Genomic DNA, 24366 nt, shown 5'->3' on the forward strand with positions numbered 1-24366 from the left:
CATGATGAAATCCGACGACTACGGCGACCTTAGCCTTTCCAGCAAAGAAACGGCAGCTTGGGTGAAATGGCTCGAAACCATTCTCATGACTCTGCTGATCCTTTCTATAGGAGTTTGGCTGAATCCCGAAAACCCCTTGTTTATTGGTGATATCTTCCCGTGGCCGGTGATGGCCGCACTGGTTTCAGGCCTAAGATACGGTTTTATGATGGCTCTGGTGTCGTCCAGCGTGATGTTCACCGGCGCCGCCCTGATGTTCCGGGCCGGCGTGGTGCCGGGCGAGCAGCTGCCCTACAGCTGGGGGGTAGGGATCCTGGCCACCAGCCTGCTGGCGGGTGAGTTCCGGGATTACTGGGACCGCCGTATCGAAAAACTTGTCGCCGCCAATCAATACCGCCACGTGCGGCTGGAAGAATTTACTCGCAACTTTTATCTGCTTAAAGTCTCTCATGATCGCCTCGAGCAACAGCTTGCAGGTAACTCCAACAGCCTCCGCGAAGCGTTGCGACGGCTGTATAGCGAGATTGCTCACGCCAGGGGCACCGGCCTCAACACCGAGACCGGCGCGCTGATCATGCGTTTGCTGGTGCGTTACGGGCAACTGCAGGTGGCGTCAATTTATCCGATTCATGCCGAAGCGTTAGTCAAAGACCCCGTCGCAACCGTGGGCAATTCCCGCCCGCTTGACCCCAATGACCCGCTGTTAGTGCATGCATTGGAACAACGTACGCTGGTTTCGGTGCACACCGAATACCGTAATAACCTGGGTGATCTGGATACTCAGTTACTACTTGCGCTTCCTTTGATTGATTCAGAGCAGCACATGATTGGCGTTGTTACTGTCGAGGCCATGCCCTTTTTCAGTTTCCAGCCAAAAACACTTCGTCTGCTGGCGATTATGGCCGGGCACATGACCGATATGTTGCTGGAGCATAGCCAGGTTTCCGGCCAGGCACAGGCTGACTGGCGCCACTTTTTGTTCCAGCTTGCCCGGGTGAACAGCGATGCCCGCGACCACAACTTGCCGTCTACACTCGTTCATTTCAGTTTCAACAGCGCGGCGTCGGCCACTCATGTCTACCAAATGATGCAACAGATGCGCCGAGGCTTGGACGTGATCACTCAGCCGCCGGAGGCGGAGGACACACAGATTGTTGTATTGCTGCCACTGACGGACGAGCTTGGCGCTGCCGCCTACCTGCAACGCCTGGCCGATGCCGTGCAACAACAATCCGGGCGTTATCTGGAATCGTTCACCCGCATTCAACAATTGCCCCTCGGGCAAAAAACCGATCCAACGGAATGGCTTGAGCGCAAACAAAAGGAGCTTGCATGAACGGTTGGCTCATTTCGCTTGGGCTAACGTTAGAGGCGGGAGGCCTCGCGGCGCTGTTCACCGACTTGCCTTCACTGCAGGCGCTGTCGGCTTATTTAACAGCACACGCACTGGCAACACTGGTGTTCACACTGGTATGCCTGCCGTTGTTACCCGCCAGCTATCGACGCAAACTGGTATTGGCCGGCCTTTTTCTATTCACGCTGCAATTCGCCATGCCCGTGATCGGTAGCATTGGCGTGTTCGCCGGCATTTTGCTGCCCCTTCGTCTGCCTCGAAGCGAGCAACACAACCCTTGGCAAGAAACCCACATTCCGGAATTGCCGTACCGACCGATGGATATGGATGATCAGCTGGGCTTCAGCGACGGCGGTTTGCGTGAGGTCCTGCGCGAGGCTAGTTCGTCCGAAAAACGCCTTAAAGCCTTGCTCGCGTCCCGACAACTAACCGATCAGGAAGCTGTTGATATTTTGAAAGAAGCGCTTAAAGACCCTTCTGACGACATCCGTTTGCTGGCATATTCGATGCTGGAACAAAAAGAGAAACAACTTGCTACCCGCGCTCAGGAGCTGAAAAAACTTCTCGACAACCCCGACCACCCTGACAGGCATCGGGTGACACGTCGGCTCGCCCACACTTGGTGGGAAATCGCATATCTGGGCCTGGCCCAAGGCGGTCTAAAACAGTATTACCTGGAAAATGCCCGTCATCTGCTGATCCAACTCACAGGCGCTAAATCGTTCCACAACGACTGGCGTTTACTGGGTCGTATTGAGCTGGCGCTAGGCCATACCGAGGCCGCCAACAAGGCTTTCGAGGCTTCATTGGCAAACGGAGCCTCGCCCGAGCTGATTTATCCGTATCTGGCCGAAGTCGCTTTTCTGACACGAGACTTTCAAAGTGTGCGCTTCCATCTGGCCAACTGTTCACGTTTCGGCCCGTCCGCACCGGTAAAAGAACTCATGGAGGGCTGGTTATGATCTGGCGAAAATCAGCCAACAAGGAAACACCCATCGCCGACATCACACTGTTGCTTGAGGGCACTTACCCCTTTGTTCGGGGTGGCGTTTCTTCCTGGGTACACCAGATCATTTCCGGTTTGCCCCAGTACCGTTTTTCACTGATTTTTCTGGGCGGTGACCGCAGCCCTTACGGAGAGATGCAGTATCAGTTGCCAGGGAATGTGGTGCATCTTGAATGCCACTACCTGATGGACCCACTGGTCGAATCGAAACCGAAAGCCCGCAAAGGCAATCGAGCTGCGTTCGACACCCAGCGCAAGTTACACAACCAGCTGCGCAACAAAGCCCCGGTACCGAAAGGGGTATTCAGTGACATCTTTCAAAGCCTGGGCCGCAAAGGCGGCATCAGTAAGGAAGATTTTCTTTACAGCGAAGAAAGCTGGAAGGTGATTGACGAAAGCTACAACAAATATTGCACAGATCCGTCGTTCATTGATTATTTCTGGACCATCAAGATCATGCACGGGCCGCTGTTTCGCATCGCCGAGATCGCCCGCAACATTCCTCCTACCCGAGCGGTGCATGCTGTCTCTACCGGATACGCGGGCTTGATGGGCGCCATGCTGAAAGAAACCCGGGGCATTCCTTACATCCTGACCGAGCATGGCATCTACACCAAAGAACGAAAAATCGACCTGTCACAGGCGGACTGGATCAAAGATGTCACGGATAAGGTCAGCACTAATCTGAACGACGATTTGGGATACATTCGCCAGCTCTGGATTCGTTTTTTCGAATCTTTGGGGCGCATGTCCTATCAAATGGCCGACCCCATCATCTCGCTCTACATTGGCAATCAGCAACGCCAGCTCGCCGACGGGGCAGAACCCGACCGCACACGGATTATTCCCAATGGGATCGATCCAACACGGTTTGAAGGCGCATTGGCCGCCCGGCCAGACGACGTTCCCATGGTCATGGGACTGGTAGGCCGTGTGGTTCCGATCAAAGACATCAAAACCTTCATCCGGGCCATGCGCGCCGTTTACGAAGTTATCCCCAATGTCGAAGGCTGGATCGTCGGGCCCGAAGAAGAAGATCCTGTCTATGTAAAAGAGTGCCGGGAACTGGTCAGCAGTCTGGGCCTGGACCACTGCGTTAAATTCCTCGGATACCAGAATGTGAACGACATTCTTCCGAAACTGGGCCTGATGGTGCTGACCTCGATTTCCGAAGCCTTACCCCTGGTCATACTGGAAGCCAATGCCGCAGGTCTGCCTTGCATTGCTACCGATGTGGGCGCCTGCCGGGAGTTGATCGAAGGCGGCACCACGGAAGACCGGCGCTTAGGAAGCAGTGGGATGGTGGTTCCCATCGCAGATCCGGAAGCCACCGCCCGGGCAGCCACACGGCTTTTGCTGGACAAACAACGCTGGCAAGCAGCCAGTGCCGCAGGGCTGGCACGCGTTAAAGAATTTTACACCCTGGAGTCTATGTACGATTCGTATCGAAACATCTACGACACGGCATTATCAGCCGAAAACCGGGAAGACTGATGGCAGGCATTGGATTCGAACTCAGACGCATCCTCAAGCGAGACAGCCTGAGCAGCCTGATCGGCGCTTACGGACTGGCAAGCATCATCAGCTCAGGCCCCTGGGTATTGTCGGTGCTCGGGGTCATGCTGATCGGTATCGTCAGTCTGACACTGGCGGTTCGTGATGTGGAGATTGTGCAGTTCTTGGTGTCAGTGACCTACCTGATGGCCATTTCACTGGTGTTTTCGGGACTATTCCAACATGTCTTTACCCGTTGGGTGGCCGACCAGCTGTACGAGAAGCGCAACAACCTAATTCTCCCCAACCTGATGGGAGTGCTTTGGCTTTCAACCCTACTGGCGCTGCTGGGCGGCTTGCCCGCCATACTTTTTCTGCTGCCAGATACCAGCACTCTGTATAAGTTGTCGATGCTGGCCAACTTTGTGGTGCTGTGTAATCTCTGGCCAGTCACCATTTTCCTGTCGGGAATGAAATCCTATTATCTGATCGTGGGACTGTTTGCCGTCGGCTACACCACGGCCATTATCGCCGCTTTGCTGTTATCCGGCCTGGGCCTTGAGGGCCTATTGGGAGGTCTGCTTCTGGGTCACAGCCTGCTGCTGTTCAGCTTTCTGTTCAGCATCATTCGGCAATACCCCAGCGACACGTTGATTGATTTCAGCTTCACCCGGCGCTCACAAATCTTTCCTGCGCTAATCGCTACCGGATTGCTGTTTAACGCCGCGGTTTGGGCCGATAAATTCATCTTCTGGTTTCACCCGGACACCTCACAGCACGTCATCGGGACTCTGCGGGCATCCGCGATCTATGATCTTGCAATTTTTCTTGCTTATCTTGCGATCATTCCCGGCATGGCGGTGTTTCTGGTGCGTATGGAAACCGACTTTTCCGAAGCCTACGACCGTTTCTACACCGCGGTCAGGGAAGGCGATACCTTAAGCCGTATCAACGGCTTTCGGGATGAGATGGTGCGAGTCGCCCGCAACGGTATTTACGAAATCTGCAAGGTGCAAAGCTTCACGCTGATCATTCTGTTCATCTGGGCCGACGAGATCCTGGCCGCCATCGGCATTTCCACCTTGTACCTGCCGATGTTTTACATTGACCTTGTCTCGGTGAGCATGCAGCTGATTTTGCTGGCTATCCAGAACGTGCTGTTTTACCTCGACTCCCGGCACATCAACGTGTCCCTGTGCGTGATCTTTTTTACCAGCAACGTGATGCTCACGCTATTGACCATCGAACTGGGTGCCAACTTCTACGGATACGGGTACGCGGGTGCCACGTTCCTCTCGTCGGTCATCGGGCTGGCGTTGCTGTCCCGGAAATTTGATCGCCTGGAGTACGAAACCTTCATGCTGCAAGGTCGATGACGTCAGTTAGCAAAACTGAATGAAGTTTCAGAGGTTCACCTTTCGGGTCTGGACAAGCCAACCCAACCATAGGATGCTGAAGATACTCTAAAAATAATACCGGTTCGGCTGGCCCTGGATGGCGCCAACAGACCGCACCAACGCATCATCATGAGGATATCGCAGTGGCAGAGGCAGTAGCTCCGAAAAAACTCAAACCCAGTACCATCAGAATCGGCACCCGATACCGCGCCAACCGCCTGAAAGGCCCCTACGATGCCATCGTTATTGGCTCCGGCATTGGCGGCCTCACCGCCGCTGCGTGCCTGTCCCGGGCGGGTCAAAAAGTTCTGGTACTGGAGCAACACTATACCGCCGGGGGTTACACCCACAGCTACGCCCGCAATGGTTATGAGTGGGACGTAGGGGTTCACTACATCGGAGACATGGGCGTCAGTACCACGCTCGCCCGGCGTTTGTTCGATTACATCACCGACAGCAAGCTTAAATGGGCTCCGATGGACGAAAACTACGACCGTTTCTTCCTCGGCGACAAAGTGGTTAATCTGCGCGCGGGTAAAGAAGGCCTGCGGCATTCCCTGTTGAATGCCTTTCCGGAAGAGGGCGAAGCCATCGACCGTTACGTGGCGCTGCTCGATCAGGTTACCAGTGGTATGCAGTGGTATACCTTGTCCAAACTCTCTCCCTCATTGATCAGCCCACTGGTATCGAAAGGGCTGAATAAAGTGCTGCCAGACTGCTTTAACCGCAATACCTACGAGGTGCTGCGAGAGTTAACCGATAACGAAGAGCTCATTGGCGCCATCACCGGTCAATGGGGCGACTGTGGCGTTACCCCAAAGCAGTCGAGCTTCATGATCCACGCCATTATCGCCAAACATTATCTGCACGGCGGCTACTACCCGGTCGGCGGTGCCTCCGAGATTGCCAAAACCATCATTCCGGGCATTCAGGCCGCGGGCGGCGAAGTGTTTACCTACGCCGATGTCACCGACATTCTGATCGAGAAGGGCAAAGCCGTGGGCGTTCGCATGGCCGACGGCGAAGAAATCCGGGCTCCCAAGATTATCAGCGGCGCCGGGGTCATCAACACCTACGAGAGGCTTCTGCCCAAGGAAGTGTCGGAAAAGGTCGGTTATCCACAGGACCGCAAGCACATCAAACCGTCCATGGCCCACATCGGCCTGTACATTGGCCTGCAGGGTACGCCGGAAGAACTGGGATTACCCCGCACCAACTTCTGGATTTACCCCGGTGCGGATCACGATGCCAGTGTCGATACCTTTCTGAAAAACCCGCACAATGCGCCTTTCCCGGTGGTGTACCTGTCGTTTCCCGCAGCGAAAGATCCGGATTACCAGAATCGCTGGCCGGGAACGTCCACGCTCGAGGTGGTGGCACCCACTTCCTGGGAGATGTTCGAATCCTGGCAGGGCAGCACCTGGGGCAAGCGCGGTGAGGAATACGAAGCGCTGAAAGCCGAAATTACCGACCGGTTGCTGGAGGAAGTCTACGACAAACTGCCTCAGCTACGCGGCAAGATCGACTACGTGGAGACTTCCACCCCGCTATCAACCGCCTGGTTCTGCCGCTACGAGGAAGGCGAGCTCTACGGCCTGGACCATACCCCCGAGCGGTTTGAGCAGCGCTGGCTTAAGCCGAAAACCGACATCCCCGGCCTGTATCTGACTGGGCAGGACATTTTGACCTGCGGCCTTGTTGGCGCGATGATTGGCGGGTTGATTACCACGCTTTCCATTCAGGGTCTTAAAGGCGCCGGATTGGCAAAACGCATCTTTGTAGGCTAAATCTTAAAGGCACGCAGTCATGGCAGTGTTCTCCACAAAAACCGCAGAAGCACAACTGAACGAAGAAGCGGGCAAAGTCCGCAAAAACGATCTGGAAACACTGTTACAAAGGCAGGAAGCGATCGAGGCTAAAGTGAAAGGCAGCGGTCGTCTCGAGCGCTTCGGCACGGACATCAAATTGATGTTTTCCCTGATCCGGGATTACTGGAACGGTCGCTATCGCGCCGTGCCCTGGAAAACCATTGCCGCTGTCGCAGGCGCCTTGCTGTATGTGCTGAATCCGCTGGATATGATTCCGGATCTGATTTTCGGATTCGGGTTGCTCGATGATGCGGGTGTGGTGGCTCTCTGCCTGAAGCTGGTGGAATCCGATCTTCACAAATACGCAGCATGGAAAGAATTGTCGGAAAAACCAGAATAAACCCCAAAGCAAATTGATCGAATTGTTAACTAAAGGTAATCTCACTCCTCCTACTTTACGAAACCAATAAACCCTCCGGAGCGCTCGTGGATTTCGCTACCCTGATCGGCCTTGTCGGCGCCATCTTACTCATCGCTTCTGCGGTGATTCTTGGCGTTTCGCCTGACGTTTTTGTCAATTCAGCGTCTCTGCTGATTGTGGTGGGCGGTAGCCTGCTGGTGGTATTAGCCAAGTTCAGTATTCCCCAGTTTCTCGGCGCGTTTAAGGCTGCAGCTCGGGCCTTCAAGTTCAAACTTCCGGAAACCCAGGACAGCATCGAAGAACTGGTCGAAATCGCCAGCATAGCTCGCAAAGAAGGCCCTTTGGGGCTGGAAGGCCGGGATGTCAGCTCCCCGTTTCTTGCCAGCGGCATCCAGATGCTGGTCGATGGCCAGAATGACGAGACCATCAAACAGCTGCTGGATAAAGAACGCTTGATGACCCTCGACTACAACCGCTCCGGGTCCAAAGTGTTCACCGCCATGGCCGATGTGGCGCCGGCGATGGGCATGATCGGAACACTGATCGGCCTGGTACAGATGCTGTCCAATATGGAAGATCCGAAATCCATCGGGCCGGCCATGGCGGTAGCCCTGCTCACCACACTTTACGGCGCCATGATCGCCACCATGATTGCCTCGCCCATTGCCGATAAGCTCTCGCTGCGAATGACCGAAGAGGCCCGGATGCAAATGCTCTACACCGACGCTCTGGTGGCCATACAACAAGGCACCAACCCCCGTGTTATCGAACAGATGCTGTCGAGTTATCTGCCCCCGAACCAGCGTGACAAAGCGCCTGAGGCCGAGCCCAGCGGCGGATAAGCACTATGGAAGAACTGCCAGAAGAAGAAAAACCGGGGATCCCGGCGTGGGTTGTTACCTTCGCCGACCTGATGTCGTTGCTGATGTGCTTCTTTGTGCTTCTGTTGTCGTTCTCCGAGATCGACGCCATGAAGTTCAAACAGATTGCCGGTGAGCTTTCGAAAGCGTTCGGGGTGCAGCGCGAAGTGCCCGTTCTGGAGATCCCCCAAGGCACCAGCCCCATCTTCGACAAGTTTTCCCCAGGCCCTCCCGAGCCTACGGTGTTAGACGAAGTCCGCCAAACCACCACTGACCAAAAACCCGAGCTGGAAACACTCAAGAGTCCGACCGAACAAGCCCGGGAAGAAGCGGCCAAAGAAGCGCTTGAAGCTGACGCCGCGCGCATTCGGGAAGTCCTGGCAGAAGCGATTGAAGACGGGCGAATTACGATTGAAGCCGATCTTGACCAACACCGGATTGTTATCCGGGTGGAAGAGAAAGGCTCCTTCCCTTCGGGTTCGGCAGAACTGACGTGGGAATTCGAAACCCTGTTGCTGGAAATGGCCGAGGTTCTGGCGGATATTCCGGGCGAACTGACCGTTGAAGGCCACACCGACGACATCCCGATTCGCAATTCGCGCTTTTACAGCAACTGGGATCTGTCAGCGGCCCGCGCCGCAGCCGTTGCCAACGCACTGCTGGCCACCGGAGCGGTCGAACCCACCCGGCTGGCGGTTAAAGGGCTCGCGGATACCGAACCCCGGGGTGAAAACGATTCCTCGGAAAGCCGCGCCAAGAACCGCCGGGTCGAAATCATCGTCGATATGCTCACCCCGCAGGAAGAAGAGCGCATGCGCTTGAGAGAACTGCTTGAACGCAGTGCCCGGCAAACCGAAACCGTTATTGATGTGCGCTCCGCGACGCCCGGAAATGCTCCACCCACGACAACAGGGCCGGAATAACCAGCAACACCAGCACCGTAGACAACGCCAGTCCAAACGCTATGGATGTGGCCATGGGAATCAGGAACTGCGCCTGCAGCGACGTTTCGAACAACAAAGGCGTCAACCCGCCGATGGTGGTGAGGGAAGTGAGCAACACTGCCCGAACCCGCTGCACAACGGCTTCGTTCAAGGCGTCTGTAATAGCCAGTCCTTTCTGCCTTTGCTGGTTGTAAAAAGCCACCAGAATGATCGCGTTATTGACCACAATGCCAGACAGGCCAAACAAGCCGAACAACGACAAGATCGTTAGCTGCAAGCCCATCAGCCAATGCCCAAGCAACCCGCCGATCAGGGCAAACGGAATGATCGCCATCACTATCAGGGGCAACATCCAGGAAGCAAACACCCAGGCTAACACCACATACATCAAGCCAAGGCCAATCACCAGGCCGGTCTTCATATCGTCCATGGTCTCGCGCTGGTCTGCTGACCGACCCTCGAAACTGTAACGCACACCATAGCGGCTAACGATCTCAGGCAACACGTTAGCTTCCAGGCTTTCCAGCACCTGATCCGTGGTGGCAATCCGGGTATTGAGTGCCGATGCAACCTCCACCGCCAGCTTACCCTCAGCGTGCCGCAACGCCTGGAAGCCCTGCCGGTGGTCAAGGTTCATCACCTGTGCCAAAGGCACGAAACGGCCATCCGGCACCCGCACGGTCATACGTTCCAAAGTGGCGTACTGCTCGCGCTGGTCACTCGGCAACTGCACCCGAACCTCCATCTCATCGCGCCCCTGCTGATAGATCTGAGCCACACGGCCATCAAACGCAGCTCGCAACTGGCGCCCCAGATCAACGGTCGTCAGGCCCAAGGCTTCGCCAAAGGGGCTCACCTGATAAATCAGCTGCTCGCGCCCCCACGGCATATCGTCTTCGACATCCAGCACACCGGGCAAGGTTGAGAGTGCCTGAGCCAGCTCATCGGCCGCCGTCTTCAGGTCGTTAGCATTGTTGCCCGTCAATCGGATATTCACATCTCGCCCGGGCGGGCCTGCCTGACGCTCATTAATGTTCAGCGCATCCAGACCGGCCGGCAGATTCAGTCGGCTGCGCCACTCCCGTATAAACTCCGGATTACGCACCGACCGACGATCCGAAGGCACCAGCTCAACCAGCATGGAACCCAATTCATCACCACTGCGAGAGCTGCCTTCTGCCCCCAACGTGGCACCGTAGGTGGTGACCGCGTGCTGAATCAGGCCGCCGCCCAGCGCAGCCTCGGTTTTCGCGAGGGTTTCCTGCATCTCCCGCATAAACGCCTGCACCTGGCGCTGGTCGGTGCCTGCAACAAAACTGGCATTGGCGTAGAACACAGAAGGTTCGGGCGTTGGAAAGAAATTGAACCCCAAGCGCCCACCGGCCAATAAACCTACCGTTACAAGTGCCAGAGCCAAGGCCGCGCTCACCGTGACGCCCCGGTAGCGCAAACTGCGGTGGGACAGTCGGCGGAATGGACCCTCCCGAAAACGATCGAACCTTTGTTCAAAGCCATCTCGAAAACGGCTGACCGGATTGCGCTTGGGCGGCTGTATTCCGCCGGTTCGTGAGCGCTTCGTCTTCACCTTGAATGCATTTCGTAAGTGAGACGGCAGAACAATAAAACATTCCAGCAGCGAGGCCACCAAAACGCAGATCATCACCAGCGGGATATCCCCCAGGATGTTGCCAATGATGCCGCCCACGACCAAAAGCGGCATAAACGCCGCCACAGTGGTCAGCGACGATGCGAGCACCGGCCAGACCATCCGTTTGGCGGCACCTTCGGCAGCGTATAGCGATTCTTCTCCCATACGGGCATGAGCATCGGCGTCTTCGCCCACCACGATGGCGTCATCGACAATCACCCCCAAGGCCATGATCAAGGCAAACAGCGAGATCATGTTGATGGAGCCACCGAGCAACCAAAGCACCGCCATCGCCGCCAGAAAGGCCGTCGGGATGCCAATCGCCACCCACGCGGCTACCCGGCCGGGCAAGAACAGATACAGGAGGGTGATCACCACAATCAGGCCACTCAGGGCGTTGGATACCAACAGGGAAATTCGGTCTTCCAGCAATTGCCAGGTCTCGTCGTAAACTTCCAGCTGAATCGAGGGCGGCAGCGCCGGGCGCGTGTCGGCCAACCAGTTCTCCAGAACGGCGGCCGCAGCCAAAGAATCACCGTCCTCGACTCTCTGTAGCTGAAGCTCTATTGCAGGCTGCCCCTTGTTCTCCATCAGCCGCTGGCTATCGCGGTTTTCCTGTCGAATAATGGCGATATCACCCAGTTGCAGGCGCACCCGGTCTCCACTCAGCACAGGCAGGGTTTCAAAATCCTGGGGGCTCCGGCGCTGTTCCACCGAGCGCAACTCCCGGGTGGCGTCTTGCTGCGCCATCATACCGGCGGGAAGATCCCGGGACAGCGCGGCCACCCGGTTCGCGATCTGCTCAAGCGTCAGCCCGATGGTTTCCAACCGTTCTACGGGCACCTCAATACTGACCTGCTGCTCGGGTAAGCCGCGAATGCTGATCCGATCAATACCCCGGGTCAGCAGCTCATCTTCGAACCGGTATGCCAGCTGACGCAGCTCACTCCGGTCCACATCGCCGAATATCAGCACTCTGGCTACCGGCTCGTAGCGCTCAATGCGGGTAATTCGGGGTTCCTCTGCATCACCGGGCAGATTGTTAAACTCGTCCACCTGCTGGCGCACGTCGTCCACCGCCTGAATGGGATCGGTGCCTTCGTGAAACTCCAGGGTAATCGACGATATGCTTTGGGCCGAGGTGGACGTCATGCCCTTTAAACCATCCACGCTGCGCAGTCTCTGCTCCAGCGGGTCGGTAATCCCGCGCTCGACATCCTCCGCAGAGGCACCACTCCAAACCACGCGTACACTGACGTAATCCAGCGCAAAAGTCGGAAAAAACTGAAGGTTCATGCGGCTCAGGGCCAACACACCACCCAAAATCATCACCAACATAACCAGATTGCCGGCAACCCGGTGGTGGACGAAAAAACCAATCACGCCTTTATTACGTTTCACTGGGTGGGTGCTCCCGCGGCATCCGCCACTTCAACCTTGAGCCCGGTCACCGCATTAGGAAGATGGGTGGTGATCAGCTGTGCGCCGCGGGTCAGCTGATCCCCGGAAACCAACAGCCGGCGTTCACCGTTCGCGCTGTATGCTTCGCCGATTCGCTCAACCTTGATTCGCTGCATGCGGCTGTCCTCGGTCATCAGATACACGCTATCGGCGCCATACAGGGCACTGAACGGTATAGCCACCGCCTGGTTGCGCTCTGGCCGTTCCAGGTGAACCGACAGCAGTGCCCCGGGCAACAGCCCCACCGAGCCTCCGGTTAATTTAAGAATGGCCTCGGTGCCAGCCGGGTCGCTGGTCCCGGCAAAACGCTCTAGCCGGAAACGAATATCCCGTTGATCGCTGTAGGCGAAAAGCTCTTGGCCCTCGGCTAACGCGGTCAGCAACTCGGCCCGATAACTGTCCGGCACTCTGGCCCGAAGCTCGAGGCCGTTCACGGCGTATATCGACAGCAGCTTCTGATTCCGTGAGATCTGATCCCCCACGGCAACCTGCACATCGGTAACCACACCGTCAAAGGGGGCCATAACCCGGGCACGTTCGGCATCCCGCTGTGTGGCTACAAGGTTTGCGTGCGCCTGAGCCAGTTTGGCGTCCAGGCTTTGAAGGCGCGCCGGGTGTTCGTCTACTGCCCGTTGGCGAACACTCACCGTCAACTCGGCCCGCGCAGCGGCGTCGTTCGCGGCCTCGAGGTTTTCCCGGGAGGCCAGTTTGCGTTCAACCAGAGCCCGTGTTCGCTCCCTCTGCCGGCGGGCATTGGCCAGAATCGCTTGCTCACTTTTGAGGGCCGCCAGATCCGTTTTATGGCGCACCTGCTCTGATCGAATTTGAGCTTCAAGATCAGCCACCTGAGCACGTGCTTGCGCCAGTATCGGCTGGATATCCAGATCGTCCAGCGCCACCAACAATGCCCCCGACTCGACTCTCTGCCCTTCGGCGACAGGCCGCTCGGCAATCCGGCCCGCCATAGCGGCGACCACGGATACTTGCTCGGGCGCGATGACCTCGCCATAAAGCGGTAACACGGGTGTATGAACGCTCGGCTCCACCGTTTGCACCTGCACGCGCCAGCTGCGCTCAACCGCCGTAACCGGGGCCGGTTCCGGGCGCGTCATTTTCAGATAAAGAAATCCTAAAATTCCGGCGAGTAATATAATTACAGGTATAATTCTTTTGGACATAGCGATTTAGCCGGCCAGGGTGAGTTAGGTTGTGCCAACACAGGGCGACGAATGACTTTATACCACTGAGAGGCTGCTCCGGATTGCTATAAAAAGCACGGTCAGGAGTACTATACGTTTGTTCTCAGCAAATTATGCCAATCTTCCAAGCGCTACCGTTATAAATGCCTTCATTGTAGTGCTGGTCGTTCTGATGCACCGAGAGGCACTCGTTCGCCTCAGCGGCTTGCTGAAAATCATGCACACGCGCCACAACTTGCGCCTGGTAACCGCGGTTTTAGGCATACTGATCGCCCACACCGCCCAGGTATGGGTGTTCGCTACCGCGTACTTTTTTATGCACCACGCCGAATCCTGGGGCTCACTGCAAGGCAATTTTAACGGCAGCTTTCTGGACTGCATCTACTTTTCGTTCAGCACCTTCACCACCGTCGGTTACGGCGACATAGAGCCCGTGGGCGCTTTGCGCTTTCTGACCGGTATCGAAGGGCTCACAGGGTTGGTGCTGATTACCTGGAGCGCTTCGTTTTTGTTTATGAAGATGCAACGATATTGGGAAGGCGGTTCATCTGACTAAAGCGGGCCCGCCGCTCTCGCGTAGGCACCTATTAATGAGGAAAGCTCCAATAATTGACCGACCGACTTGCCAAAGGGTGCACGATTGTGGTGCAATCACTGCCCTTTTTTTGGGCACCCGATTTTCTTTCGGGTTTCAATACGCGTATCCCGAGGGCTATTCCTATGACAGCAAAACTCGACGAAAAGCTGGTACCGATCTACCAGGACGTCCTTCACCGTAACCCGGGCGAGAAGGAATTCCACCAAGCGGTCCACGAGGTTTTGGAAACTCTCGGTCCGGTTCTGGTGAAGTACCCGGAGTTCGCAGACAAAAAGATCATTCAGCGGATCTGCGAGCCTGAGCGCCAGATCATTTTCCGCGTGCCCTGGCAGGACGATCAAGGCGAGATCCACATCAACCGCGCCTTCCGCGTGGAGTTCAACAGCGCACTGGGCCCCTATAAAGGCGGTCTGCGCTTCCACCCGTCTGTTTACCTGGGCATCATCAAGTTCCTGGGCTTCGAGCAAATCTTCAAGAACGCTCTGACCGGCCTGCCCATCGGCGGCGGTAAAGGCGGTAGCGACTTCGATCCGAAGGGCCGTTCTGACAACGAAATCATGCGTTTCTGCCAGAGCCTGATGACCGAGTTGTATCGCCATCTGGGCGAGTACACCGACGTACCTGCGGGCGACATCGGCGTTGGCGGCCGCGAAATCGGCTACATGTTCGGCCAGTACAAGCGCATCACCAACCGCTACGAGTCGGGCGTCTTTACCGGTAAAGGTCTTGATTGGGGTGGCAGCCGCGCCCGTACTGAAGCAACCGGTTACGGCACCGTCTTCTTCACTCAGGAAATGCTGAAAGCCCGCGGCGACTCGCTCGACGGCAAAACCGTTGTCGTTTCCGGCTCGGGTAACGTAGCGACCTACGCCATCGAGAAGTGCCACGAGCTGGGCGCCAAGGTGATCGCCTGCTCTGACTCTCAGGGCATCATCGTTGATGAAAACGGCATTGACCTGAAGGCACTCAAGCAGATCAAGGAAGTGGAGCGTCGTCGCATCAGTGCCTACACTGAAATCCATAAACACGCCAAGTACGTTGAAGACGGCAACCTGTGGTCTGTGCCTTGTGATGTGGCCCTGCCTTGTGCGACACAGAACGAGCTGAACGGGAGCGATGCCAAGACTCTGGTCGAAAACGGCTGTATCGCCGTGGCTGAAGGTGCCAACATGCCAACCACGCCGGAAGGCATCCTGCTGTTCCAGGAAGCCAAGATCGCTTACGGCCCGGGCAAAGCCGCAAACGCCGGCGGTGTTGCAACCTCGGCTCTGGAAATGCAGCAGAACGCCAGCCGCGATTCCTGGACCTTCGACTACACCCAGAAACGTCTTGAGGAAATCATGATCGATATCCACAAGAACTGTTACGAAACCGCAGCCGAATTCGGCTCCGAAGGTAACTACGTGATGGGCGCCAACATCAACGGCTTCCTGCGGGTAGCCAAGGCCATGAACGCCATGGGCGTTATCTGATCCAGCTATGAACAGCGAAGAGTCTCGTCAGTCCCCGGACCGGGTATCCACCGGACTGACAGGGCTCGACGAGGTTCTGGATCATCTCAGAATCGGCGATAACGTTGTTTGGCGGGTCTCCCACCTCGACGACTATCGCCGTTTCGTTCTCCCCTTTGTAGACGCGGCCGCAACTTCGGGCCGGCAGATTCTCTATCTTCGCTTTGGTGATCATTCGCCGATCATCGAAAACCATCCCGCTGTACGCACCATCGAAATAGACGCTCTGGGCGGCTTCGAAAGCTTTACCAGCCGGGTTTGGCGACTGATTGAACAGCATGGCCGAGGCGCGTTTTATATCTGTGACAGCCTCAGTGAATTGCTCAATGCCTGGGCCACCGATGCCATGGTGGGCAATTTTTTCCGGGTTATTTGCCCGTTTCTGTTCGAACTGGACACCGTTGCGTGGTTTGCTCTGCACCCGGACCGCCACTCGCGGATGACACTGGACCGCATTCGACAGACCACTCAGGTGCTGCTCGACGTCCACCGCCACGGCGATGATGTGCAGGTACAACCGATCAAAGCCTGGCGACGGCAATCCCCGACCATGTTTTTGCCGCACCGCGAGCACAATGGGCAGTTCCAGCCCATTACCTACAGCAGCGATGCGACCAGGGTCCAGGCCTCGCTTGAGCAGGAAAGTCTGCACAATCAGCCGCTGCTGGATTACTGGGACCGCCTGTTTCAGGATGCCAGCCGAGCATTGGCCGAACAGAACCCCGACGCCATCGCCGCCTTGCAGGAACAGGTACTTCAGGTTCTGGTGAGCCGGGACCCGCAAATACTGGCGTTAGCCCGGCGCTATCTATCCCTGGAAGACCTGCTGAGCATCCGCAGCCGGCTGATTGGCAGCGGGTATATTGGCGGCAAGGCGACGGGCATGCTGATCGCCCGCAACATCCTGCTGAAAGACGACCCCGAGCAATGGCATAACCAACTAGAACCGCACGATTCCAGCTATCTGGGCACCGATGCCTATTACGCGTTTCTGGTCCACAACGGCCTTTGGCCCACCATTATGCGGCAACGCTCCGAACGCGGTTACCTGAGCGAAGCACCGGCCTTGCAACAGGGCATTCTCAATGGCCAGTTTCCGGATGAAATCCGGGCCGAGCTGGAACGCTTGCTTGATCACTATGGGCAGTATCCCATTCTGGTGCGTTCGTCGAGCCTGCAGGAAGATGGTTTCGGTAACGCCTTTGCAGGCAAATACGACAGTGTTTTTCTGGTCAATCAGGGCTCGCCCGAGCAACGCTTGGCCGCTCTGGAAAACGCCATCCGGGAAGTTTATGCCTCGTCGATGAGTGAAGACGCCCTGGTGTATCGGAAACGGCGCGGGCTGGACCAGCGCGAAGAACCTATGGCATTGCTGGTTCAACGTGTGAACGGCCGGTTCCATAACCGCTATTACCTGCCGGATGCCGCCGGAGTAGGGGTGTCGCGCAATACCTTTGCCTGGGACAGCAAGATGGACCCGAAAGCCGGTATGGTGAGGCTGGTGATGGGGCTGGGAACACGGGCGGTTGATCGCATCGAAGGCGACCATGCCTGCGTTATGGCTCTGGACTACCCAACGCGACAGCCCTTTCGCGACCAGGATGAAAGCTTCCGGTACTCCCAGCATCTGGTCGACTTGCTGGATCTGGAAACCGGTAATCTTGAAACCCGTCCGTTAAGCCAGATTCTGGGTACGACACAAACTCTGCCCATGCCGTATCTGGCCGAGCTGGACCGGGCGGCCACAACACGAGCGGAGCAGATAGGCCTTAAAGGCCCGGTCTGGCGCCTGACCTTCCGGCCGTTGGTAAAAGGCAGCCAATTCATCCGCCAATTGTCGAGCCTGCTTGCCACCCTTGAAGCCGGCTACCAGCATCCCGTCGATGTGGAGTTCACTCTGCACCTGAATGATCAGGGCGAAACGTCTTTCAATCTGGTGCAATGCCGGCCTCTGGCCACCATCGGTGAAACCGGCCCGGTGCAAATTCCTGATCCCTTGCCGCGGTCCCGGCTGCTGTTCCAGACCCGGGGCCACTTTATGGGAGGCAATATCAACCTTGGCATTACACGAATCATTCGTGTAGATGCAGTGGTTTATGGGAACTTAAACACCAACGAACGCTATGAAGTGGCCCGACTGATTGGGCGAATCATGCGCCAGTCCTCTGAGCCAACCATGCTGATCGGCCCCGGTCGCTGGGGCACAAGCAGCCCGGAACTCGGTGTGCCGGTGCGTTTTTCCGATATCGCCGGTGTCGCCGCGCTGATCGAAGTATCGGAGAACGCCGGCGATATGGTGCCCGATTTGTCCTACGGTTCGCATTTCTTTCAGGATCTGGTTGAAAGTGGCATAGCCTACGGCGCGCTGTTCCCGGACATGCCGCACTGCCAATACCACCCCGACCGCTTGCAAGCCGATGCAGCTGACAGCGCCATTGAGCCCGACAACCCCGTATCCGCCGCGGTTCACGTCCACTCCCTGGCATCCGGTCATCTGCAACTAACCGGAGACGTCCTGAGCCAGCAGCTGGTCAGCTACTTTTCGGGTTAATCCGAGACAATAAGTCGCAGCTTATCCTGAGGCACCCGAGTGGCTTGCTGCTAGAATGCGGCCATGGAATGGTTCACACACTCTCAAACCGGTTTTCGCCAGGCGGCTCGTTATCTGCTGAGCATGCGGCTGGCTATCATCGTCATCCAGCTGGTGGCCGTTGCCGTGGCCGAAACCGTGGTGCATTTGGCTCACCGGGCGGAATCGCTTCTGGTATGCCTGCTGTACGGTGTACTTTCGGCTTTGGGCTGGCTCTGGTTTAACCGGAGGCCTCCGCAAGCGTCTTCGCCCGTCAGCCTGACCCTCGCCATTGATCTCGCGCTGATCGGCTGGTGGCTGTACTTTACGGGCGGCTACACCAATCCACTGGTTTCCCTGCTACTGTTGCCCATTGCCGTGGCCATGATTCTGGTGCCTGCGCGGCAGAGCCTTGCGCTCACCCTCATGGGCATTGCCGTCTACACGTCATTGGCGTTGTGGCACACCCCGGTGGTGCTCCATCACCACGGCGGCGATCTTGCCCAGCTGCACCTGATCGGAATGTGGGCCACCTTCGTGCTCACCGCGGGCATTCTGTCCCTGGTGGTCGGGACCCTCGCCCATCGCTTTCGGCGCCAACAAAGCCAGCTCTCGACGTTCCGCGAAAACCGGCTTCGGGATGAGCAGATCATAGCCTTGGGGTTATCTGCGGCTGCGGTAGCGCACCGTCTGGGCACACCATTGAATACCATGACCCTGCTGCTGGATGAAATCCGAGCCCATACCCAAAGCACCGTCACACCGGAACTGACTGAAGATCTGGACACGCTGGAGCAACAAATTCAGCTCTGCAGCGGCCACCTGCAACAACTCACCCACACCGCCGTAGCCGCCAAAACCGCCCAACTGGAAACAATAACGGTGAACCACTGGCTGGCGCGGCTGAGGGAGTCGGCCACCTTACTCTGGCCTTCCGAACCGTTACACTGGCCCTCCCGTTACCCGGATGCCCGCGTGAACGTTGATGCGACGCTCGACCAGGCGGTGCTCAATCTGCTGGCCAACGCCTTGACCGCCAGCCCCGATTGGGTTGCCATCAGCAGCCGGCTGGCCGAGGACGATCAGGTTGAAATAATCGTAGAAGACCACGGCGACGGTCTGGAGGCATCGCTGCAAGGAGCGCCAGGCGAGGAAATCGTTGATTCCCGCAACGGCTTAGGGGTGGGGCTGTTTCTTTCCAACGCCACCATTCAACGACTCGGTGGCAGCCTCAAAGCCAAAACCAGCCCATCGGGCACTACGATGACGATCACGCTGCCCGCCAGCGATGCAACAGCGACAGGGGTTCATTAAAATGCCGCCAAAAGAACATTGGTTGCTGGTGGATGACGATCAGGCATTTACCCAAGTACTGATTCGGTCGCTTGCCCGTCAGGACATAGCAGCAACAGCGGCACACGATTACGCTTCCGCTCTAGAAACCATCACGGCTCCGGAAATTCAGCGCTGCGTACTCGACTTGAATCTGGCCGGCGAAAGTGGCCTGCAATTGCTGCCGGAGCTACTCAAGCAACGGCCGGACCTCGAGGTTCTGGTACTGACCGGTTATGGCAGCATCGCCACCGCCGTTGAAGCCATGCGCCGAGGCGCGGTGAATTACTTATGCAAACCGGTTACCGTTCAGCAACTGATCCGCGGTTTCGACCCGGTTGAGGGCGAACCGGAACTGAGACCTGCACCGCCCTCGGTTGAAGAAATGGAGTGGGAACACATCCAACGGGTGTTAAACGAACACGATGGCAATATTTCCGCCACCGCACGTGCCCTCAACATGCATCGCCGAACCTTGCAGCGGAAACTGCAAAAGCATTCTCGCTGGCGCTGAGGCCGCCTCAGGCTGGGAGCGGATCTTCCCGGTGCCCGGTCAGCGTTGTCCACGCTTCGTAGGTGCTCAAATACACCTGTCCCCCCAATCGTTCCAGCAGTTCAGTGCCTTTCAGACGATCCATCACCGGGCCTTTCACTTCCGACAAATGCAGCCTGACGCCAGCATCCGAAAGACGCTCATTCATGGCCTCCAGACTCTCCAGCGCTGACGCATCGATCAGATTAATGGCCGGGCATACCAGCACCAGATCTTTCAACTCCAGTTCCCGGGCGACAAGCTCGATGACGGTTTCTTCCAGAAAGCGGGCGTTGGCGAAATACAGGCTCTCATCGACCCGCAGGAAGGTGACTTTCGGACACACTTCCACATCGTGCCTCAAAATGTTACGAAAATGCTCCGTGCCCGGCACACGGCCCAACACCGCACAATGCGGGCGACTGGTGCGAAACAGGAACAAACCGATCGACAGGCCAACGCCGGCGACGATGCCCGCTTCGACGCTGTGCATCAGCGTTAGCACGATGGTCGCCAGCATGGCGCCAAAGTCGGTGCGCGAGTATCGGAAGGTGCGGAGCAGGGCAGGCAGATCAACCAAGGTCACCACAGCCACTATGATGGTTGCGGCTAATGTTGCTTGCGGCAGCCAGGCAATTGCGGGGGTCAGGAACAGGGTTGCCAGCCCGATCCCCACAGCGGCATACGCCCCGGCCGCCGGTGTCTCGGCGCCCGCATCGAAATTCACCACAGAGCGGGAGAAACCACCGGTCACCGGCATTCCTCCGGACAAGCCGGCGCTGAGATTAGCGGTACCTAAACCGATCAATTCCTGATCCGGGTCGATACGCTGCCGGCGTTTAGCGGCCAACGTCTGGCCCACCGAAACCGATTCAACAAAACCGACAACACTGATTAACAGGGCGCTGACCGCCAACTGGGACCAGAGCTCGGGGTTCAGGCTCGGCAAGGTAAACGACGGCAGGCCAGAGGGAATATAGCCAACCAGGCGTACGCCTTGTTGGTCCAGCCTGAACAGCCAGGCTAGCCACGTGGTCACCAGAACGGCCAATATAGGGGCAGTTTTCGTCAGGATATCCGCGAGGCGAGATGTCAGGCCCAGCTTTACCAACAACGGTTTCAGGCCATGCCGGGCCCAACACAAGAACAACAGCGTGCCCGCACCCACCAACAAAGTTGGCGTATTAATGTCGCCGAAAGCACTCAGCAAAGACCGGCCAATATCCAATAGGTTGTGGCCAGAGGCCTGCACCCCCAGCAAATGTTTCAACTGGCTGGCGGCAATCACCAAGCCGGAAGCTGAAATAAATCCGGAAATTACCGGATGACTCAAAAAATTCGCCAAAAAACCGAGCTTTAGAATACCCATCACGGTGAGCATCAAGCCAGACATAATGGCGATTAACACGGCGCCGGCGATGTACTCTGCAGAGCCCAGTTCCGCCAACGGGGCCAACGCTGCCGCCGTCATCAACGAAACCACCGCCACCGGCCCCACCGAGAGGGTGCGGCTGGTACCAAATACCGCATAAGCTACCAACGGCAAAATGCTGGCGTACAAGCCAACCTGCGCCGGTAGCCCCGCCAGCAGCGCATAGGCCAGCGATTGAGGAATAAGCATCACTGTCACAATCGCTGCCGCAATTAAGTCACTGGTGGCCTCACCACGGCTGTATACCGGAGCCCATTGCAGGATTGGAAAATAGCGTTTCAGATTCATACCCGGCTCAAAACAGGTTCAGAGGAACTTTCAAATAAACCTGACCGTTATCCTCCGCTGGAGGCATCTCGCCGGCACGCATATTCACCTGAACCGACGGCAGGATAAGTCGCGGCATATCTAGCGTGGCATCGCGCTCGGTGCGCATTTTTACAAATTCGTCTTCGGAAACACCTTGGTGCACATGCACGTTGGCTGCGCGCTGTTCGGCCACGGTGGTCATGCAATGAAACTCTTCCCGACCGGGCGCTTTGTAGTCATGGCAAAGGAAAATCCGTGTCTGCTCCGGCAGAGCCAACACCTTCTGAATGGAGCGGTACAGGGTACGAGCATCGCCACCGGGGAAGTCACAGCGGGCGGTACCGTAATCCGGCATGAACAGAGTATCGCCTACAAAGGCAGCATCGCCGATGACGTAGGTGAGACAGGCCGGAGTGTGGCCAGGGGTGTGAAGCACACGACCTTCCAAACCGCCTATGCTGAAGCTGTCACCCTCCTTGAACAAGCGGTCAAACTGACTGCCATCCCGGGCAAACTCAGTACCGGCATTGAAGGCTTTGCCAAAAATCTCCTGCACATCGGTGATGCGGGCACCAATACCGGTTTTTCCGCCCAGCTGCTCGTGCAGATACGGTGCGGCGGATAAATGATCGGCGTGAACGTGGGTTTCCAGCACCCATTCAACCGTTAGATCGTTATCGCGAACATACTGGATAATGGCGTCGGCGGACCGAACGTCGGTTCGGCCGGCTGCATAATCGAAGTCAAGAACCGAATCGAGGATCGCGCAAGCCTGGCTGTCCGGATCCCGTACCACATAGCTAAAGGTGTTGGTGGGTTCATCGAAAAAGTGTTGGACGATGGGCTGGCTCATGACGCAACTCTCCGGCTATCTCTATTGAATTAGAATAAGCATATATCATTTCGTCATAATTAGTGAAGTAGTGTTTTCCAATACCCAACATAGTCATTCGCGATTCATTCGCCTCTGGAAAGAATCCGGCGCGAATCCACGCCCACCTGCAGGTACAATGCCCGGCTGACGATTTAGCGGAGTGCTCATGACAACCAAATTTTCCCGAACCAACGAATGGCAGGCTTTCTGGCTGGCTATTGGCTTTCTGACCCGCATTCCGATGCTGGCCAAGATCGACTACTCCCAACGCTTGATGAACCAAAGCAGTCTGTATTTTCCGCTGGTCGGCCTGCTGCTTGGCATGATTTACGCTGTAGCATTCTCGCTTTTTTCGCTAGTCGCCAGCCCGTTGGTTGCCATTATTCTGGTCACTATCGGGCATTTGTTTATCACCGGGGCGTTTCATGAAGACGGTTTGGCCGACAGTGTGGATGCGCTGGGCGGTGGCTATACCGTTAAAAAACGACTGGAGATCATGAAAGACAGCCGGATTGGCACCTACGGCACGGTGGCGTTGGTCATGGCGTTGCTGCTGAAGGTGGCCTTGCTGGCAGAAGCACGTTATATCTGGCTCGCGCTACTGGTCGCACCCGCCGTTTCGCGACTGACGCCCTTGCTGCTCATGGCAACATTGCCGTATGTCACCGACCCGGACAAAAGCAAATCCAAACCGGTTGCTGACGTTTTTTCTAACACGCGGCTGGCCATCGCGGCGGCCTTTGTGGTGATGTTGAGCCTGGTGCTGTCATTCTGGCACCCGCTTTTGATCATCGGCACTTTGCCAGCGGTGCTGCTGGTGGCGCTGTGCTGGGGCGCCTACCTGCGCAGCCAGTTGGGCGGATACACCGGGGATGCGCTGGGAGCCAGCGTGGTGTTCAGCGAACTGGTGCTATTAATGTTCCTGTGAAGCGGCCGGCTTAGTCGTTATCCACCGTAAACGAGACGATTCGCGATAAGTGGCTGATGGGCAAACCGGTTTCTTCATGCCATTGATTAAATGCATGTTGCGCCTGAGTCAGGCCTTTTTTACTGGTGGGCGAGGCATCCAGAATCTCGGCTCGGGTCAACGCGGTCACCACATCACGGGACATAATGAAGCCATCCCAACCCGCCCGGCGCAGAAAATATTGGGCGGTATTGCCACCCAGCCGGGCGCCGTTGCGCTTCAAATACATCAATAAGCCGACCTGATCTTCACTCGGCCATTCCGCCAGAAAGTGGCCAAAGCTGCCGTGATCCTGAGCAACCTCCATTATCATTCGGGCGTTTTCGGGCACGGTGCGGATTTTCTGCATGTTTCGCACAATCCGCGCATCGTCAGCCAGTCTCTCCAAAACTTCGGGCGAAACCTGCTGCCAATAGGCGGGTACAAAACCTTCGAAGGCCGCTTCAAAATCTGGCCATTTGTTCTCGATTACGCGCCAGACAAACCCGGCTTTAAAGATACAACGAGTGATTTCGGACAGGTAACGGTCATCGCCTATTTCTCTCAGCCGCTCACACTCCGGCTTCGGCGGCAGTAGTGCCTTCATCGCTGCCTCGCCACCTTTTCGAGCGGCTGCCTGCTGATAAAATCTAGAAAACTCCATAAGCATC

At 56.8% G+C, this 24366-nt stretch carries 19 protein-coding genes; 14 read left to right on the plus strand and 5 right to left on the minus strand.

Annotated features, from left to right (window positions below; translation table 11 throughout):
- Position 1 precedes the first annotated feature (1 nt).
- The 8 genes from JAO79_RS01395 to JAO79_RS01430 all read left to right on the plus strand — a co-directional run bounded on the left by JAO79_RS01395 (position 2) and on the right by JAO79_RS01430 (position 9263).
- Entirely contained in the window at positions 2-1336 is a 1335-nt protein-coding gene (locus JAO79_RS01395) for a PelD GGDEF domain-containing protein (RefSeq protein ID WP_199005381.1), read from the plus strand.
- Positions 1333-2316, plus strand: a complete 984-nt coding sequence (locus JAO79_RS01400) for a HEAT repeat domain-containing protein (protein ID WP_199005382.1) — start codon at positions 1333-1335, stop codon at positions 2314-2316. Before JAO79_RS01395 ends, JAO79_RS01400 begins: the two co-directional genes overlap by 4 nt.
- Positions 2313-3854 carry a GT4 family glycosyltransferase PelF gene (pelF, locus tag JAO79_RS01405; protein WP_199005383.1) on the plus strand — a complete coding sequence of 514 codons (1542 nt, stop codon included), beginning with the start codon at positions 2313-2315 and terminating at the stop codon, positions 3852-3854. Before JAO79_RS01400 ends, pelF begins: the two co-directional genes overlap by 4 nt.
- Positions 3854-5230, plus strand: a complete 1377-nt coding sequence (pelG, locus tag JAO79_RS01410) for an exopolysaccharide Pel transporter PelG (protein ID WP_199005384.1) — start codon at positions 3854-3856, stop codon at positions 5228-5230. The genes pelF and pelG overlap by 1 nt, the downstream gene beginning before the upstream one ends.
- Before the next feature lie 164 nt (positions 5231-5394).
- Positions 5395-7038, plus strand: coding sequence for a phytoene desaturase family protein (locus JAO79_RS01415; protein ID WP_199005385.1), 1644 nt, complete (start codon positions 5395-5397; stop codon positions 7036-7038).
- Positions 7039-7057: 19 nt separating this feature from the next.
- Positions 7058-7459: a YkvA family protein gene (locus tag JAO79_RS01420; RefSeq protein ID WP_199005386.1), complete on the plus strand. Its 402-nt coding sequence runs from the start codon at positions 7058-7060 to the stop codon at positions 7457-7459.
- Positions 7460-7545: 86 nt separating this feature from the next.
- Entirely contained in the window at positions 7546-8322 is a 777-nt protein-coding gene (locus JAO79_RS01425) for a MotA/TolQ/ExbB proton channel family protein (protein WP_199005387.1), read from the plus strand.
- 5 nt (positions 8323-8327) lie between these two features.
- The gene (locus JAO79_RS01430; RefSeq protein WP_199005388.1) at positions 8328-9263 is read left to right on the plus strand and encodes a MotB family protein; all 936 of its coding nucleotides are present in this window, start codon (positions 8328-8330) and stop codon (positions 9261-9263) included.
- On the opposite strand, the gene JAO79_RS01435 is transcribed toward JAO79_RS01430, so the two are convergent.
- Together JAO79_RS01435 and JAO79_RS01440 are read right to left on the minus strand one after the other, a co-directional pair.
- Positions 9202-12333 (minus strand): efflux RND transporter permease subunit, encoded by a 3132-nt coding sequence (locus tag JAO79_RS01435; RefSeq protein WP_199005389.1) that lies wholly within the window; start codon positions 12331-12333, stop codon positions 9202-9204. The genes JAO79_RS01430 and JAO79_RS01435 overlap by 62 nt on opposite strands.
- Positions 12330-13505 (minus strand): efflux RND transporter periplasmic adaptor subunit, encoded by a 1176-nt coding sequence (locus tag JAO79_RS01440; RefSeq protein ID WP_227664285.1) that lies wholly within the window; start codon positions 13503-13505, stop codon positions 12330-12332. Before JAO79_RS01440 ends, JAO79_RS01435 begins: the two co-directional genes overlap by 4 nt.
- Before the next feature lie 259 nt (positions 13506-13764).
- On the opposite strand from JAO79_RS01440, the gene JAO79_RS01445 reads away from it, so the two are divergent.
- From JAO79_RS01445 to JAO79_RS01465, 5 genes are all read left to right on the plus strand, one after another.
- Positions 13765-14148 carry a potassium channel family protein gene (locus JAO79_RS01445; protein ID WP_199006584.1) on the plus strand — a complete coding sequence of 128 codons (384 nt, stop codon included), beginning with the start codon at positions 13765-13767 and terminating at the stop codon, positions 14146-14148.
- A 164-nt stretch (positions 14149-14312) separates the two neighbouring features.
- Positions 14313-15662: an NADP-specific glutamate dehydrogenase gene (gene gdhA / locus JAO79_RS01450; protein WP_199005391.1), complete on the plus strand. Its 1350-nt coding sequence runs from the start codon at positions 14313-14315 to the stop codon at positions 15660-15662.
- 7 nt (positions 15663-15669) lie between these two features.
- Positions 15670-18252, plus strand: coding sequence for a PEP/pyruvate-binding domain-containing protein (locus JAO79_RS01455; protein WP_199005392.1), 2583 nt, complete (start codon positions 15670-15672; stop codon positions 18250-18252).
- Positions 18253-18315: 63 nt separating this feature from the next.
- Positions 18316-19584, plus strand: coding sequence for a sensor histidine kinase (locus tag JAO79_RS01460; protein ID WP_199005393.1), 1269 nt, complete (start codon positions 18316-18318; stop codon positions 19582-19584).
- Position 19585: 1 nt separating this feature from the next.
- Entirely contained in the window at positions 19586-20116 is a 531-nt protein-coding gene (locus JAO79_RS01465; RefSeq protein WP_199005394.1) for a response regulator transcription factor, read from the plus strand.
- A 7-nt stretch (positions 20117-20123) separates the two neighbouring features.
- On the opposite strand, the gene JAO79_RS01470 is transcribed toward JAO79_RS01465, so the two are convergent.
- Complete coding sequence (locus JAO79_RS01470) at positions 20124-21854, minus strand: SulP family inorganic anion transporter (RefSeq protein WP_199005395.1); 1731 nt, start codon at positions 21852-21854, stop codon at positions 20124-20126.
- Between the two features lie 7 nt (positions 21855-21861).
- Positions 21862-22728 carry an MBL fold metallo-hydrolase gene (locus JAO79_RS01475; RefSeq protein WP_199005396.1) on the minus strand — a complete coding sequence of 289 codons (867 nt, stop codon included), beginning with the start codon at positions 22726-22728 and terminating at the stop codon, positions 21862-21864.
- A 187-nt stretch (positions 22729-22915) separates the two neighbouring features.
- Between JAO79_RS01475 and cobS the strand changes: the two genes are divergently transcribed.
- Complete coding sequence (cobS, locus tag JAO79_RS01480) at positions 22916-23677, plus strand: adenosylcobinamide-GDP ribazoletransferase (protein WP_199005397.1); 762 nt, start codon at positions 22916-22918, stop codon at positions 23675-23677.
- 10 nt (positions 23678-23687) lie between these two features.
- Here cobS and JAO79_RS01485 read toward each other — a convergent pair whose 3' ends face one another.
- Positions 23688-24359 carry a DNA-3-methyladenine glycosylase I gene (locus JAO79_RS01485; RefSeq protein WP_199005398.1) on the minus strand — a complete coding sequence of 224 codons (672 nt, stop codon included), beginning with the start codon at positions 24357-24359 and terminating at the stop codon, positions 23688-23690.
- Positions 24360-24366 lie beyond the last annotated feature (7 nt).

This window comes from Marinobacter litoralis, from assembly GCF_016427555.1.
Taxonomy (GTDB): Bacteria; Pseudomonadota; Gammaproteobacteria; order Pseudomonadales; family Oleiphilaceae; genus Marinobacter; species Marinobacter litoralis_A.

What these genes read in the sequence shown, in the direction of transcription:
- JAO79_RS01430 (WP_199005388.1), top strand. Translation starts at nt 8,328, where the DNA reads ATGGAAGAACTGCCAGAAGAAGAAAAACCGGGGATCCCGGCGTGGGTT.
- JAO79_RS01460 (WP_199005393.1), top strand. Translation starts at nt 18,316, where the DNA reads ATGGAATGGTTCACACACTCTCAAACCGGTTTTCGCCAGGCGGCTCGT.
- JAO79_RS01475 (WP_199005396.1), bottom strand. Translation starts at nt 22,728, where the DNA reads ATGAGCCAGCCCATCGTCCAACACTTTTTCGATGAACCCACCAACACC.
- JAO79_RS01440 (WP_227664285.1), bottom strand. Translation starts at nt 13,505, where the DNA reads ATGACGCGCCCGGAACCGGCCCCGGTTACGGCGGTTGAGCGCAGCTGG.
- JAO79_RS01420 (WP_199005386.1), top strand. Translation starts at nt 7,058, where the DNA reads ATGGCAGTGTTCTCCACAAAAACCGCAGAAGCACAACTGAACGAAGAA.
- gdhA (WP_199005391.1), top strand. Translation starts at nt 14,313, where the DNA reads ATGACAGCAAAACTCGACGAAAAGCTGGTACCGATCTACCAGGACGTC.
- JAO79_RS01470 (WP_199005395.1), bottom strand. Translation starts at nt 21,854, where the DNA reads ATGAATCTGAAACGCTATTTTCCAATCCTGCAATGGGCTCCGGTATAC.
- pelF (WP_199005383.1), top strand. Translation starts at nt 2,313, where the DNA reads ATGATCTGGCGAAAATCAGCCAACAAGGAAACACCCATCGCCGACATC.
- JAO79_RS01485 (WP_199005398.1), bottom strand. Translation starts at nt 24,359, where the DNA reads ATGGAGTTTTCTAGATTTTATCAGCAGGCAGCCGCTCGAAAAGGTGGC.
- JAO79_RS01455 (WP_199005392.1), top strand. Translation starts at nt 15,670, where the DNA reads ATGAACAGCGAAGAGTCTCGTCAGTCCCCGGACCGGGTATCCACCGGA.
- JAO79_RS01465 (WP_199005394.1), top strand. Translation starts at nt 19,586, where the DNA reads ATGCCGCCAAAAGAACATTGGTTGCTGGTGGATGACGATCAGGCATTT.
- JAO79_RS01400 (WP_199005382.1), top strand. Translation starts at nt 1,333, where the DNA reads ATGAACGGTTGGCTCATTTCGCTTGGGCTAACGTTAGAGGCGGGAGGC.
- JAO79_RS01445 (WP_199006584.1), top strand. Translation starts at nt 13,765, where the DNA reads ATGCACCGAGAGGCACTCGTTCGCCTCAGCGGCTTGCTGAAAATCATG.
- pelG (WP_199005384.1), top strand. Translation starts at nt 3,854, where the DNA reads ATGGCAGGCATTGGATTCGAACTCAGACGCATCCTCAAGCGAGACAGC.
- JAO79_RS01395 (WP_199005381.1), top strand. Translation starts at nt 2, where the DNA reads ATGATGAAATCCGACGACTACGGCGACCTTAGCCTTTCCAGCAAAGAA.
- cobS (WP_199005397.1), top strand. Translation starts at nt 22,916, where the DNA reads ATGACAACCAAATTTTCCCGAACCAACGAATGGCAGGCTTTCTGGCTG.